A 13977-nucleotide genomic window follows, 5' to 3' on the forward strand; every position below is an offset into this window, starting at 1 on the left:
AATTTGCATATTTAGAATTTCTAAAATATCGCAAATAGCCTATTTTATGGCATTTTAGCGCCCTAAAGTTAAACTGTGTAAATTTAGCATATTTCTAAGTTAAGCAAAGTAAATATAAAAGTTTAATTAAGAATGTTAAGTATTTATTAAAAATATAGTTAAATATACTTTAAATTTATAAAATTTATTTGTAGTAGAAATTCTAGGGAGAGCTCCCTAGAAAATGTTATTTTAGATCGCTTTTATTTACGATAAATGGCACTGATCTAACGCCAGCTGCAAAGTATTTTTTGCGTAGATTATCGATCTTTGCGACATCTTCTTTACTAACGCTCTTATCATCTACATTGTAGTCTTCAGCGTAGTATTTTCTTAAAATTTTAACCTTATCGCTGTCACTCTTAGCAGCTTTTGCATCTTTGTAGATTAGTGAGCTTTTTTGAAGTGATGAGATGTCATGGACTGGAGTTAGGACGATCTCTACGTTGCTATCTTTTAGCGTTGTCTCGATCTTTGCTAGCTCAGCTCTGCAGTATGGGCACTCAGGGTCTGAAAACATTATGATAGTTGGCTTTTTAGGGTCGCTACCAAGAACGATGATATTTGCCTTGTCTTCATCTTTATAAATTTTAGAAATTCCCTTTGCGATGACCTCTTTTTTCACTTCAGCTAGGTATGATTTTTGCTCTTTTAGATCGATCACATCTGGGAAGATGAAGTCACCTTTTGTAAAAACGATCTCATCTTGTGAGTTGCCATCTTTGCTTAATTTTACCACGACAGCTTCGATGTCGCCTGCCACTTTGTGACGATCAGCTACCTTTACTTTTACGCTGCTATCAACCATTTGAGAGTAGAAGTCCTCTATTTGCTTATCGCTTGCTGCCATTAGGCTAGTTGCCGCGATGATTGAGGCTAAGATCACTTTTTTCATTTTTATCCTTTTTAAAAATTTGGCGGATTATATTTGCTTTTTGTAAATGAATACTAACTGCGAAAAACTCTATCATTTCCTTGCTTCATTATGTCACTCTCAAGATCGAGCTGCTCAAGGTAAGCGATTACATATTTTCTACTTAAATTTAACGCATCCTTCGCGTTTGTGACATTTACAAAGCCTTGATTTTTTATGATCTCTCTTAGTTTATCAAGTGCCATTTTTAGCGAATTTCTAGTGATAAAAAGGTTATGCTCTAGCCTTATGACCCTGCCCATTGCGGTTAGTTTTTTAAGGGCATTGTCGCCACTAACTCTATCGATCTCAAGATCATCATATATATTATATGGCGCTGTTGGAGCAAGCTTGCCACTTTCTAAAATTTCATAAATTTTCTCTTCAAGCCTAACTTTTAGCTTGCTAAGATCAACGCCTTTTTTGGTATAGACACCGCTATCTTTGGCGATCAAATTTGCACTTTCAAGCTCGTCAAGCGCTTTTTGGGCTAAATTTTGACTAGCCCAAGCAAGTTTTAGGCTGATACTTTGAGCTGAAAAGACAGCGAATTCATTCTTTTCTATCATAAATTTAATGGCTGATTTTATCCGCTCAACCGCGCTTAGATCGTAGATATTTAAAGCCTTTTCATCGACAAAAACATTTGAGACTTTTTTAGCTACACTTACGGCTTCTTCGTGATTTAGACCAAATCTTTGATAAGAAGAGATGATGCCAAAGCCATTTTTGTGAGCCTCTTTAAGTATAGAAAAGGCTTCAACAAAATCATGCTTTAAAAGTGCGGCTAAAAAGAGAATTTTGCCAGCCTTTTTTAGTGGCTCAAGTACAGGGTTTAGCACCCTACCGCCGCCTATCACGCGCGCATCTGAGATAAGCACAAAGGCCTCGTCAAATTTCAAAAACATATCGCTTTGAAATTTAAAGCTCACGAAGTAGCTATCATCTTTTTGGCTTAGTATTAGCACCTTTGCGGGCACGTTTTTAGCACCCACGCAAAAGGTCACGCTTTGAGAGTGGATGAGATTTTTAGCAGTTACGACCGCATCAACCTCTCTAAATCCCCTAAAAAAGCCCTTTTTGCTAAGTAGCTGACCCTTTTTCAGCTCGCTAAGCTCCACACCAGTCAAATTTAGCGCCACACGGCTGCTAACACCTGCACGCTCTACGAATTCATCGTGGCTTTGCACGCTTCTTACTAGCACCTCTTTGCCAGCGTCGTAGTTAAAAAGCTTCTCATTTTTGCTAACGCTTCCCTCTATAACGGTGCCAGTTACGACATTTCCGATACCTTTTAGGCTAAAAACCCTATCGATGTAGTATCTAAAAACGCCGTCCTCATCACGCTTTTTGGCTCTTAGCGTAAAGAGATAGTTTCTAAGCTCATCGGTGCTTGCCTTATCCTTTATACTAACGGCGAAAATTTCTAAAATTTGCAGGTTTTTAAATTTAGAAATTTCATCTCTTATCTCTTTTTTTCTTAAATTTATAGTGGCTTCATCAACGAGATCGCACTTTGTAAGCGCCACGATCACAGATTTCACGCCAAGGAGATTTAAAATTTCAAGGTGCTCCAAGCTTTGGGGCATAAGCCCGTCATTTGCCGCCACCACAAACAAGCACGCGTCAAAGCCGTATGCGCCACTTATCATCGTTTTTATGAGATTTTCATGTCCTGGCACGTCGATAAATGCTATATTTTCGCTGTTTTTGCTTAAATTTGAAAAGCTTAGATCGATCGTTATACCACGCTTTTTCTCCTCTTCAAGATTGTCCCCTTCAAAGCCGTTTAGCTCCCTTATAAGCGCGGTTTTTCCGTGGTCGATATGCCCTGCTGTTCCTATTATTAAACTCATTTTTCTTCCGTTTCATTTATTATTTTTATTAGCACTTCTATGTCCTCATCTAAAAGCGATCTAAGATCGAGCATAAATTTATCATTTTCTATGCGGCCGATCACCCTTTTTTGCCTAAATTTTAGCTCGTTTAAATTTGCATCGCCACTAAATGCAAGCGCCACGCTTGGCAGCTTTTTATTTGGCATAGCACCGCCCCCTACAAAGGTAGATGTGCGCACGATCTCAAGCGGCGTTTTTAAATTTTTATTTATTAAATTTGCTAAGCTTTCAAGCTCTTTTACGCTTTTGTGAAGCAACTTTTGCGTTGTGATTAGCTCAAATTCTTTGTTTAGATAGGCTTTCATGCTCTCAGCCAAAAGCGAGATGATCACCTTATCGACGCGAAGCATCCTTAAGAGTTGATTTTTCCTAAGCTTTGCGATGAGCTCTTTTTTGCCGACTATTATGCCACACTGCACCGCGCCAAGCAGCTTATCGCCGCTAAAGCTAACTAGCGAAACATCTTTTAAATTTTTTAGATCTGGCTCGTTTTTGTCTAAGTTAAATGGTAAATTTCCGTAAAATCCACTGCCAAGATCAAAATAATCTATCAAATTTTGCCTGCTTGCTAGCTCGCTAAGCTCATTTGCCGTGGTCTCTTCGCTAAAGCCAACGATGTCAAAATTTGATCTATGAACCTTCACAAGCATCGCCGTCTCGTCACTTATCGCCTCTTCGTAGTCTCTTAGCCTAGTTTTGTTTGTCGTGCCGACCTCTTTTAGGATGCAGCCTGCATTTGCCATCACCTCTGGCACTCTAAAACTACCGCCGATCTCGACTAGCTCGCCTCTGCTAACGACCACTTCTCTGCCCTTTGCAAAGGTGTTTAGCACCAAAAATACAGCGCTTGCGTTATTATTTACAACGATGGCGTCTTCAAAACCAAAAGCCCTTGCAATGAGCGAGCCAACGTAGTCATATCTATTGCCGCGGCTGCCTGTTTTTAGGTTGTATTCAAGGTTAGAATATCCTGTGATAACAGGTGTCGCACGGCTTAAAATTTCTTTATCTATAACGCTTCTAGCGAGGTTTGTATGTATGGCAACGCCGGTTAAATTTAGCACCCTTTGAAGGCTAGCTTCGTTAAATTTATCATACTCATCTAGGATCAAATTTATTATCTCTTCGCTCTCAAAGCTAGCATTTTCATTTAAAATTTTAGCTCTAACCTCATCTAAAATTTGCCTTGCAAGCATAGTGACTAAACTCGTATCAAGCCCCGAAAATACTTCGTTTTTTATGATCTTATCAACTTGTGGGATATTTCTTAAATCGTTCAATTTGCGCTCCTAGTAAGTTAGTTTTACCAAGGCGTGATTTTAACATAAAAATATTATAAATTAAAACTTAGAGCAAAAAAAGAGGATATAAATTTCAGAGTCTATTAATCCCATTAATATTAGAATAAGCCCGTTTTTGATAATAGGAGAAACAATGAAAGAATTTGGCTTTTATAACGATTTTGACGATGCTTTGATGCTAAACGAGCAGATAGAGATCAACAACGAAAATGGCGACTATCTAGTCTCAAACTCTCCAAAGCTAAAAGCAAACATCATCGCACCTGAGATAAATTTCTACCTTAAAAATACCACCGCAAGCGTCTTAGAAAAAGCCAAAAATACCCTTTTACTCTATGAGGCAAGAGCGAGCGCCTTTGACATGGCAAAGGATGTGGATTACGAAAAAGAGGTCGGCAAAAATGTTGTGATAGTAAGCAACTCAGGCCGAGCAGAGCTAGCAAATTTACTAAAAGAAAATGGCTACAAAGTTATTGAGCTCACGCATTTTGAAGTCAAATTTATATACGGCGCAGCTGGTGAGCTAAGCGTTTTGGTGCTTAGAGCAAATGACGAATTTGAGGTTGATTGCGACTTTTTCTTAGTTGAAAACGCAAGGGACTATATGCTAAAGCAAAGCGGCTGCTACGAAATTTCAGGGCTAAAAGATGAAAAAGTGCTTGAAATTTTAAACGCAAAAAGCCCAAAATTTAGATACAAAAGCTTTACGCAATACGACTCATCAATCTGCCAGTATCACGAGCGCAGGACTGAAATTTGCGGTCGTTGCGCCGAGGTTTGTCCAACGGTTGCTATCTTAAAAGAGGACGAGACAAAGCACCTTGTCTTCTCAGCGATCGACTGCACTAACTGCGGAAACTGCATCAGCGTCTGCCCTAGCGGCTCGCTAGACTCAACGCTCATGCCACAAAGCTCGTTTGCCACTATCGCTAAGCTTTACAAAGATAAGGTCGCTCTCATCGTATCTGAAGAGATAAATTTAGAAGAGCTTAACGTCAGCCTACCGCAAAACGTCCTACCTTTTGTCATCCTAGCCCCACATCTGCTAAGCCAAACACACTTTTTAACGCTTCTTCAAGAAAGTGGCGCGAGTGTGATTTTATATAGCAAGAGCCTTGGTAAGGGCGAAAAAGACGCCATTAGCATCTTAAATCAAATTTATGAGCTTAAATTTAAAGAGCAAGCGATACACCACGCAAAAGACAAGGCTGAGCTTGAAATCGCACTTAAAAAAGCTAAACTAATAGCTGGCTCTCAGCACTCAATTAACGAATACGCACTGCCAAAGAGAGAAATTTTTGCCAAAAGACTTGAGTTTATCGTAGGAGAGAGTGATCTTGGCGTGGTAAAAACTGGCGAGATGATAAGATATGGCGAGGTAGCGATAAACACTGACACCTGTACGCTCTGCCTTAGCTGTGTTGGAGCTTGTAATGTAAGCGCTTTGGTGGCTGATAAAAAGACAAATTCGATTTTATTTAACCCAAGCGTTTGCACCGCCTGCGGCTACTGCGAGCTAAGCTGCGCTGAGAAAAACACCATCTCACTTGAGGTCGGCAAGATCGCTCTTAAGCCTGAGTTTTTCGTTTATAGCGAGCTTGCGCACGATGAGCTATTTGCCTGCGTAGAGTGCGGAAAAGAGTTTGCGACTAAAAAGGCGGTCGAGAAGATCGCATCGATCATGCAGCCACGTTTTGGCAACGACAGAGCCAAGATCAAGTCACTTTACTGCTGCGCTGACTGCAAGGCAAAGATCATGGTGCAAGCCCAGCTAAACGCGATGAAAGAGGATTTATTAAATGGATAAAAACATCATAAAAGCAAGGTCATATTTTTATGAATTTTTAGCATATCCACTCTTTTTTCACACCAGTGATGAGGGGTTTGCTAGATGGAAAGAGCAGCTTAGCTACCTAGCGCAAAATCCTTTGAGCCAGCAAAGTGCAGAGGCGTTTGCAAATTTAGATAAATTTAGCTTTGATGAGCTTGCAAGCGAGCAAAATGACGTTCTTTTTGGCTTTACAAATATCCCTTTAAGCGCCTCATTTTATGAAGAGGGTAGAGATAACGGTGCGGCTAGACTTAGGGTGATACACTGCCTAAAGCTTAGCCCGTATAGGCGTGATAAGGAGCTTTGCAAGGATAGCGAGGACTACGTTGGATTTATATTTTTAGCGATGGCGACATTTTTAAGCGATGAATTTAACGGCGCAAAAAATATCAGCGACAAGCTCTTTGGCGAGACTTTAAATTTATTTATAGATGAGTTTGGCTCGCTACTTTTGGCTCATAAAGATGCAAATTTCTTCCGCTCGTATGCGCTCATCTTGCAAGACTTCATCGAGCTTGAAAGAGCCGTTTTAAGCCTAGAAGCACCAGCCAAGCCACAAGGCGATAGCGTCGCTATGGCAGCGCTTAAAAAAGAGCCTTATCAAAGCAAGATGCCAACCATTAAAACCAAACTTCACTGGGAGGAATTCTCCCCAGTCATCTCACACGAGTTTAAAGACTAGCTTAAATTTACTCTTAGTCAAGCTAGGAGTAAATTTAACATCCGCTTAAATTTCGCAACTATTTTTAATATTTTTTAACTATCTTAGCCCTTTGGTAGTAAATTTCTTTAAATTTTTACAAAGGATTTACAATGGTAATGACACACTACATGGAGCTTTTATCGCTCGACCAACCTTACAATCTAATCCTCTACATGGTGATACCTATGGGGCTTGCTGAGCTTTTGGTGGCGATGGAGTTTTTTACGATGTATCACATGGATAGCGGCAAAAATGCTGGCTTTAAAGCTATTAGCAAATTTGTTGGCATAGTGCTTGGGGTCTATTTTACAGCTCTTGTGATCTATTTTATGGCAAAAATTTATCCAAGTATAAAATGGCGTGGATATGCCGATGTCATCGCTATCTACTCATATCTCATCGGCGTCATACCACTTCTTGGCATCGCACTTTTAGAGCTAAATTTGATCTACAAAAACGCAAGCGAAAAGGCAAAGCTAAAGCTTCACTTTTGTCTACTCATATTCTTCTTGATCGTCGGACACGTCGCTATGATATTTGGCATGGTTGATCCTACCATAACGGGCTACAAGGCTGAAAACGGCACGATGGATATGCATATGAATATGCCGATGAACATGCCAGCAGATATGCCAATGCACGATCACCACAAGATGATGCAAAATATGGGTGAGATGCATATGAATATGATGATGCAAAATATGAGTGAAGATAACTCAACTAATATGCATATGCACCACTAAATTTAAAAGCTCCAAATTTACTCTTTAGAGCTAGCTAGCAAGATCTCTCTAGGTCTTGCTTCAAGCTCTTTTATCTGCGTATCTTTGGGATTTATAGCGATCTTTTTAAATTTCTCCAGCCTGCTATCAAGCCCACCTTGACCGCTCACGCTTTTAACGACCTCGTTAAAGTTATCATTTACCGATCTCACCGAGTTTCCAAGCCTATTTAGCTTCTCAGCGACGGTGCAAAATTTCTCATAAATTTCATTTGCGCTTTTTAAAATTTCCTTCGCCTCTTTATTGCCATTTTCCATGCGCCATAAATTTGCCACCACACGAAGTAGCGGCATGAGCGTCGTGTGCGAGACTAGCACCACTTTTTTCTCATAGCCGTAGTTAAACAAATTTGGATCAAATTTCAAAGCCTCCAAAAATGCCGGCTCAACTGGCACAAACATCAGCACAAAATCAGGGCTTTTTACAAGCGATGAGTAGTCTTTTTTAGCTAGCTCGTCGATGTGCTTTTTTATTGAGGCGATATGCTCACCAAGAGCTAGTTTGCTCTGCGCCGGGTCAGCCGCCGCAACTGCTTTTTCGTAGGCATGGAGTGAGACTTTGCTGTCTATTATCATCTGTTTGTCGTCTGGGAAATTTATGACAAAGTCAGGTATGAGCTTTTTGCCGCTCACGTCAAAACTCTCTTGCGTAGTGTAGTGCGTGCCCTTTTCTAGCCCTGCAGCTTCCAGTGTTCGCTCAAGCTGCATCTCGCCCCAGTTGCCAAGAACCTTGTTGCTGCCTTTTAGCACCGTGCTTAGCGAGTTTGCCTCTTTTGACATATTTTTGCCAAGCTCGACCACCTCTTTTAGCTGCGCGCTAAGCTCGCCTGCGCTCTTTTGCGAGTCGCTGTGGGCGTCATTTACCCTCTTTTCAAAGCTTATTATCTTCTCTCCAAGTGGCGTTAGCAAGAGTTCAAGCGACTCTTTGCTATTTTTTGAGAAATTTGCACTTTTTTCTTCAAATATCTTATTTGCAAGGTTTGCAAACTCTAAATTTAGCTCGTTTTTCACCTTGTTTAAATTCTCTTCTTGCGACCTTAGGATGTTTTCTTTGGCCTCGATCTCACTTTTTAGTGCGACGATAGCGCGTTTTAGCTCATTTTCACTCTCGTTTGATCTTTTTAGCTCATCCTCTTTTGCACCAAGCTCGTTTTGCAAATTTAAAGATAGCGTCTTTGCCATCTCAGCCATCTTTGTCTGGCTGCCAAGCTCCTCGTTTAGGCGCCTTAGCTCGCGCTCTAGCTCGTCCTCTTTTTCATCTTTTTGCTTGAGCGAAATTTTATACTCGTCTAAATTTTTAGCTAGCTCATTTATCTTGTCACTATTTGCTTCAAGCTTTGCTCTTTGCTCGATATTTAGCCGCTCACTATCTTTTAGCTCATCTTGTAAATTTTCTAAAGCTTCTCTTTGCTTTGCATTTTTCAAATTTGCACTTATCAAAAAAGCTGTTAGCATCACGCAAATAAGCGCAAGAGCTGCCACCAAAATATATAAATTTTCTATCGTTAGCACTAAAATTTCCTTTTAAATTTTGGCTTTATTATATTTGAAAATTTGTAAAAGAGTTGTGAAATGAATGAGCAAATTCTTAAGACTAGGCGGGCAGTTTGTTGCGGAACTAAATTTAGGCGAAGTATTTTTCGCTTAGACAAGGCGAAATTCGATTTTTAAGCGGAGCGTATATGTGATACGTGAGCATTAAAAATCGAATTTCAACGAAGTATAAGTAGAAAAAGACAAGCCTAGCGAGTCTAAAATTTAAACTTCGTATCTCTCTCCTGGTTTCATTTCTATTACCTCCCACGGCAACCCCTGCTTATTTAGCTCGTCCATGAAAGGTTTTGCGTCGAAATTCTCCATGTTAAAGACACCTTTGCCACTCCAGATGCCTTTTGCGACCATTAGTGAGCCTATCATCGCTGGCACGCCTGTGGTGTAGCTAACAGCCTGCGCGCCTGTCTCGGCGTAGCAAGCCTCGTGGTCGCAGACGTTATAGATATAGACTTGGCGCTCTTTGCCATCTTTTAGCCCACGTATCACGCAGCCGATGTTTGTTTTGCCTTTTGTGCGAGGGCCAAGGCTTGCAGGATCAGGTAGAAGCGTCTTTAAAAACTGGATCGGCACGATTTTCATGCCATTATGCTCGACCTCGTCAATGCGTAGCATTCCCACGTTTTCTAGGCACTTCATGTGGGTTAGATAGCTTTGTCCAAAGGTCATAAAAAAGCGAATTCTCTTTAGCCCTTTGATGTTTTTAACTAGGCTCTCTAGCTCCTCGTGATAGAGCAGATAGCTATCTTTGACGCCTACTTTTGGATAGTCCCACTTAAACATGATCTGCATCGGCTTTGTCTCGATCCACTTGCCAGCCTCCCAGTAGCGGCCATTTGCGCTAACTTCACGTAAATTTATCTCTGGGTTGAAATTTGTCGCAAATGGATATCCGTGATCGCCAGCGTTGCAGTCTAGGATATCGATCTCGTGGATCTCGTCAAATAAATTTTGCTGTGCATAGGCGCAAAATACGTTTGTCACGCCTGGGTCAAAGCCAGAGCCAAGAAGCGCCATGGTGCCAGCGTTTTTGAAGTCACCGTCCTTCGCCCACTGAAGCTTATACTCAAATTTTGCGGTGTCTGGGTGCTCGTAGTTTGCGGTGTCGATATAAGGTATGCCAGCCTTTACGCAAGCGTCCATAAGGGTTAGGTCTTGATACGGCAGTGCGACATTTAGTAGCAAGTCAGCCTTTGTTTGTTTGATGAGCTCCACCACAGCCGCTGTGTCGTCAGCGTCGATCTGCGCGGTATTTATCTGCACGCCAAGGCGATCTTTTATAAATTTAGCGATCGCGTCGCACTTGCTTTTTGTGCGGCTTGCTAGGGTGATATTTGTAAAAACGTCCGAGTTCATCGCACATTTTACGGTTGCGACTTGGCTCACGCCACCTGCTCCGATGATTAAGATATTTGACATTTTTGGCTCCTTTAATTTTCCTTCGATTTTATCTTTTTTTAGATACAATCCCGTTTAAATAATTATAAATTTAAAAATTTCAAAGGATTATTGATGAAAGTAAGCCTGAAAAATGTTGGAATGCTTGATGAGGCAAATTTTGAGGTAGGCGATCTGACTATTATATGTGGTGAAAATAATACAGGCAAAACTTACGCTACTTACAGTTTGTATGGCTATTTAGACTATATGCGCAATATACGAGAGGTACCTTATTATAGAGCTAGAGGGGATATTTCTGATAATGTAGAACATGATGATATACAAGAAATAAAACTTACATATAATAAAATCAAAGAACGATTACAAAAACATATGTTAAGCAAGTCAAAAATGTACGAAGAATATTTTTTAATTGGAGTTATGGCTGGAAAAGAAGATGACTTTGCGAATTTAGAATTTAATGTTGAAATCTCAATTTCAATGGATGAAATAAAAGACGCCATTAATGTATTTTTAATATCAGATAATTTATTGGTAAGGGCAAAAAGAAGGTTTGAACATATTCTATATGATGATGGACTTATAATAAAACCCATAAATAGTATTATAGGTAAAAGATATATTGCTGACTACATGAATCTTTTATCTGACGCTTTACTACATATAATTTTAAGAAATAATTTTATTTTGAGCGTTGAAAGGACTGGAGCATCAATTTTTCAAGAAGAACTTGACTTTACAAAAATAGCAAAATTGGAAACTTTAAAAAGAATGGCAAGAGATGAAGATGTTGATGTATTTGAAATATTAGATGAAAAAAAACAACTATACCCAAAACCGGTTAGAGACAATATTAATTTTATAAGGAGCTTAAAACAACTATCTAAAAAAGATAGTTGTTTTAAAGAGGACAATAGCAAGAATCAAGAAATCCTAAAGGTATTAAGCAATTTAGTTGGAGGTAAATATAAGGTTACAGATATAGGAATTTTATTTCAACCCAAAAAATCAAGAAAAGGTTACAATATAGAGATAGCTTCTAGCTCCGTTAGATCTCTTTTAATGTTAAATTTCTATATTCTTAATACGGCCAGCAAGAAAGACATCCTTATGATTGATGAGCCTGAATTAAATCTACATCCAAATAATCAGATTTTAGTTGCTAGGCTTTTGGTATTACTTGCAAATGCGGGTATAAAAGTGTTTATAACAACTCATAGTGATTATATTGTTCGCGAAATAAGTAATTGTATAATGCTTGAAAGTTTAACTGACAACCAGATAGATAAATTTAAAAATAAAGGTTATACAAAAGAGTACAAAATTAACCATCAAAAAGTAAAAGCATATTTGGCAGAGAATAAAAAAGGTAAAAACATTTTGAGTAGCGTTGATATCAATGAACGCGGAATTTTTATGAATACTTTCGATTCTCCAATAGATATGCAAAATGAAAATCAAAGCTTAATTTTTGCTGCACTTATAGAGAGTAATAAAAATGACGAATAAAAATTTAAAAGATTTTGTAGAAAATATTTGTGATGAATTAAAAATTAAACCCTGCGGCAACTCATTTAAAATAACGGAAGAAAAAAAAGAAAGTTTTATTAAAACAATAAATTTTACATTTAAAAATAAAGATGATGTTGTAATACTACGACAAAAGGAACAAACTCATACAATTAAGTTTTTTAAAGGGGATAGTGTTTCAACTGATTCACATTGTGATTTTATAGTTTTTTTAAATTTAAGAGATGGCTTAAGAATATATTTTTGCGAAATTAAATCAAGTATTAAACACATAGATAAAGCCGTTTTACAGTTAAAGTCTTCAAAGCTTTTCTTAGAGTATTTACTAAATTGCTATAGAGACTACTTCAATATTGACTGTTTTACTAAATTCAATTTAGATGATATCTCTAAAAAATATTATATTTATCCCAAGATTAATATATCCAGTAAAAAACCAGTTCGCTATTGTTCTGATATATTAATGGAAGCAGTTAGTGCTGATAAAGATGGAATAGTTGATATTCCTAATGGCTATTCGTTTTTTAAATAGTTAAAGTTGGTATTACAGTCAATATTGTTGTTCAAATTTGCTACTAAATGTTAAGATTAAATGTAAAAAGATGAAGAAAATTTTGCCATTTTTAGCGCCTATTTGCCTCTTTGCAAGTAGCTGTGACAAGCTAGTTCAAGAGAGCGTAAATGAGTTTTATAAAAGTGATAGAAATTTAGCTCGCGCTATAAATTTAGCCACGCAAGCGACCCAGGCTTGCCTAAAGGCTGGCAATGCCCAGCAGGCGATCACTTCACTCATAAATGGCGCCAGCATTTGCATGGTAAATAAAGAGCCACAAAAGGCACTAGAGCTCTCACAAAAAGCCCTAGAGCTCGCGGCAAACGTTAGTGACAAACTGCTGCTAGCGCGCTCTTATCAAAACATAGGCGCAGCAAAAAAGGCGCTAGGCAAATATGACGAAGCGCTTGCTAATTTTCAAGAAGCTCAAAAAATTTATGATACCAACTCAAATACGCCGATGCGCGACGAGCTGCTTTGCATAAAGTCCATCGGTAACGCCTACTACATGAAAAATGACTTTGCAAAAGCTTACGAAAACCACATTTTAGCGTTAAATTTACTTGATATCACGCCAGATCTAAGCAATAACGAGCTTGTGCGATCAGAGCTTTTAATAGAGGTCGCTAACGACCTAGCAAAGCTTGATGGAAAAGATCAAGCCGCCAAAAACTACAAAGAAGTGCTTGAAATTTTAAAAGGCAAAGAGCAAAACCATCGCGCCCTTGATCTATTGGAGCGCGCAAAGAAGGGGCTAAAAGAGCTTAACTAAAGTTTTTCTTTAGACTTTTTAGCACGAAATTTGCAAGCTCCAGCCCCTTTGAGCGGTGAGAAATTTTAAGCTTTGTCTCGTTATCTAGCTCGCCAAGCGTCTTGTTAAAGCCATCTGGGATAAAAAGTGCGTCGTAGCCAAAGCCGTTTGTACCGCGCTCCTCGTTTATCGCCTCGCCATACATAAAGCCATGCGTCGTGTAATCTCCAAATTTTGAGCTAATGGCGATACAGGCGGTATAGTGAGCTAGTGAGCTCTTTAAATTTAGCGCCTTTAGCTTGCTAATTAGCTTTGCTCTATTGTTTGTGTCATTTGCGTTTTTGCCGCGCACTTTGCCATTTTCATCAAGGTCAAAGTAACGCGCAGAGTAGATCCCTGGCTCGCCACCAAGCGCATCCACGCTGATGCCACTATCATCACTAAGTGAGACAAATTCGCCATCAAGTCCCTGCTCTTTAAGCTTTGCAAAGACAGCTCTTGATTTTATGAGCGCATTTGCTTGAAAAGTGCTGCCATCTTCAACGATCTCAAATGGCTTTACAATCTCGCTTAGTGCGTAAATTTCATAGCCTTTTAAAAACTCTTTTATCTCTTTTACTTTGTCTAAATTTGATGTCGCAAGCACGATTTTCATCGCAAAACTCCTTGATTTTTGGGCGTATTTTACAAAAAAGTAGATTAAATTTTTAAATTTAAATTAGTGT

General features: G+C 39.0%; 12 protein-coding genes. 6 read left to right on the top strand and 6 right to left on the bottom strand.

Features of this window, described 5'->3' with window-relative positions; all coding sequences use genetic code 11:
• Positions 1-226: 226 nt before the first annotated feature.
• From CVS86_RS04235 to selA, 3 genes are read right to left on the bottom strand one after another with little or no spacing between them, the layout of a single operon-like run.
• On the bottom strand, positions 227-934 hold the full coding sequence (locus CVS86_RS04235) for a thioredoxin domain-containing protein (protein ID WP_004317675.1): 708 nt from the start codon (positions 932-934) through the stop codon (positions 227-229).
• Between the two features lie 53 nt (positions 935-987).
• Positions 988-2808 (bottom strand): selenocysteine-specific translation elongation factor, encoded by a 1821-nt coding sequence (gene selB, locus CVS86_RS04240; protein ID WP_107791073.1) that lies wholly within the window; start codon positions 2806-2808, stop codon positions 988-990.
• Positions 2805-4130: an L-seryl-tRNA(Sec) selenium transferase gene (gene selA, locus CVS86_RS04245; protein WP_107791074.1), complete on the bottom strand. Its 1326-nt coding sequence runs from the start codon at positions 4128-4130 to the stop codon at positions 2805-2807. The genes selB and selA overlap by 4 nt, the downstream gene beginning before the upstream one ends.
• A 154-nt stretch (positions 4131-4284) precedes the next feature.
• Between selA and CVS86_RS04250 the strand changes: the two genes are divergently transcribed.
• The 3 genes from CVS86_RS04250 to CVS86_RS04260 all read left to right on the top strand — a co-directional run bounded on the left by CVS86_RS04250 (position 4285) and on the right by CVS86_RS04260 (position 7428).
• The gene (locus tag CVS86_RS04250; protein WP_107791075.1) at positions 4285-5958 is read left to right on the top strand and encodes a 4Fe-4S dicluster domain-containing protein; all 1674 of its coding nucleotides are present in this window, start codon (positions 4285-4287) and stop codon (positions 5956-5958) included.
• On the top strand, positions 5951-6664 hold the full coding sequence (locus CVS86_RS04255) for a molecular chaperone (protein ID WP_107791076.1): 714 nt from the start codon (positions 5951-5953) through the stop codon (positions 6662-6664). Before CVS86_RS04250 ends, CVS86_RS04255 begins: the two co-directional genes overlap by 8 nt.
• 131 nt (positions 6665-6795) lie before the next feature.
• Positions 6796-7428 carry a DUF6803 family protein gene (locus CVS86_RS04260; protein ID WP_107791077.1) on the top strand — a complete coding sequence of 211 codons (633 nt, stop codon included), beginning with the start codon at positions 6796-6798 and terminating at the stop codon, positions 7426-7428.
• Positions 7429-7445: 17 nt separating this feature from the next.
• Here CVS86_RS04260 and rmuC read toward each other — a convergent pair whose 3' ends face one another.
• Positions 7446-8978: a DNA recombination protein RmuC gene (gene rmuC, locus CVS86_RS04265; protein ID WP_107791078.1), complete on the bottom strand. Its 1533-nt coding sequence runs from the start codon at positions 8976-8978 to the stop codon at positions 7446-7448.
• A 246-nt stretch (positions 8979-9224) separates the two neighbouring features.
• The gene (locus CVS86_RS04270) at positions 9225-10436 is read right to left on the bottom strand and encodes a saccharopine dehydrogenase family protein (RefSeq protein WP_021086069.1); all 1212 of its coding nucleotides are present in this window, start codon (positions 10434-10436) and stop codon (positions 9225-9227) included.
• Between the two features lie 93 nt (positions 10437-10529).
• On the opposite strand from CVS86_RS04270, the gene CVS86_RS04275 reads away from it, so the two are divergent.
• From CVS86_RS04275 to CVS86_RS04285, 3 genes are all read left to right on the top strand, one after another.
• Positions 10530-11927: an AAA family ATPase gene (locus tag CVS86_RS04275; RefSeq protein WP_021089423.1), complete on the top strand. Its 1398-nt coding sequence runs from the start codon at positions 10530-10532 to the stop codon at positions 11925-11927.
• Positions 11917-12480, top strand: coding sequence for a hypothetical protein (locus CVS86_RS04280; protein ID WP_021089388.1), 564 nt, complete (start codon positions 11917-11919; stop codon positions 12478-12480). The genes CVS86_RS04275 and CVS86_RS04280 overlap by 11 nt, the downstream gene beginning before the upstream one ends.
• Before the next feature lie 70 nt (positions 12481-12550).
• Entirely contained in the window at positions 12551-13273 is a 723-nt protein-coding gene (locus CVS86_RS04285; RefSeq protein WP_107791079.1) for a tetratricopeptide repeat protein, read from the top strand.
• Here CVS86_RS04285 and CVS86_RS04290 read toward each other — a convergent pair.
• A complete protein-coding gene (locus tag CVS86_RS04290; RefSeq protein ID WP_107791080.1) occupies positions 13266-13907 on the bottom strand; it encodes a non-canonical purine NTP pyrophosphatase in 642 nt (213 codons plus the stop codon). The two genes, CVS86_RS04285 and CVS86_RS04290, sit on opposite strands and share 8 nt — an antisense overlap.
• Positions 13908-13977: the final 70 nt, after the last annotated feature.

The sequence above is a fragment of the Campylobacter concisus genome (assembly GCF_003048605.1).
GTDB classification, from domain to species: domain Bacteria; phylum Campylobacterota; class Campylobacteria; order Campylobacterales; family Campylobacteraceae; genus Campylobacter_A; species Campylobacter_A concisus_BM.